At 58.2% G+C, this 641-nt stretch carries 1 protein-coding gene; it reads right to left on the minus strand.

Going from position 1 to position 641, the window contains the following annotated elements; translation table 11 throughout:
* Positions 1-641 (minus strand): phage late control D family protein (locus NCR40_RS27935; protein WP_250511368.1); only part of this gene is annotated, 641 nt, incomplete at both ends.

Here is a 641-nt window from a genome sequence, read left to right on the forward strand (position 1 = left end):
TACCCGCGCGGATTGTCCGTGAACACGAGCGTGTCCAGTTGACCATCCTTGCCTCGACCCTGCTTGTAAAACCAGCATATGCCTCGACGTTTTGCATGACGTGTCACGAAGGCCCACACGGACTCCTCGTACATCACAACCTGCTCCATCTTCTCCTGCGCGCCTTCCAGATGGAACTCGATATCGAAGGCATCGATGTTCTTCCGGTCGACGAGCAGTCGCGTCACCATCTCCTGAAAGGTGATGTCTTTGAATACATCCGAGCCATGCACGCGCTTGCAGAGCGCGGCGAACCGAGGTTCGATCCGGAGTTTGTAGGTCGCCTCGTCGCGGCTCGCTTTGATGCGTTCGAAGCGCGTGACGATGCCATTGAAAGTGGCCGCCTCGTGATCGACAGGCGCGACATAATTCACCGACGGGACGGCTACTCGCTCGTCGATCTGCAAGCCCGCACGCCGGCCCACGCAGAGCTTGCCATCGATATCGAGACGCGGCGAGGTAACGGTGACCTCCGCCTTGTAGTCATCGCATAATCCTGCTTTGACCTTAAACTTGAGCACGTCGAGTTCGAGCTCGAGCGTACCGATCCATATGCTCAAACGCTGGGTGAGTCGCGCGCTTGGATGCTGCAGCGCGTCCGT

The sequence above is a fragment of the Caballeronia sp. GACF4 genome, assembly GCF_023631025.1.
Lineage (GTDB): Bacteria > Pseudomonadota > Gammaproteobacteria > Burkholderiales > Burkholderiaceae > Caballeronia.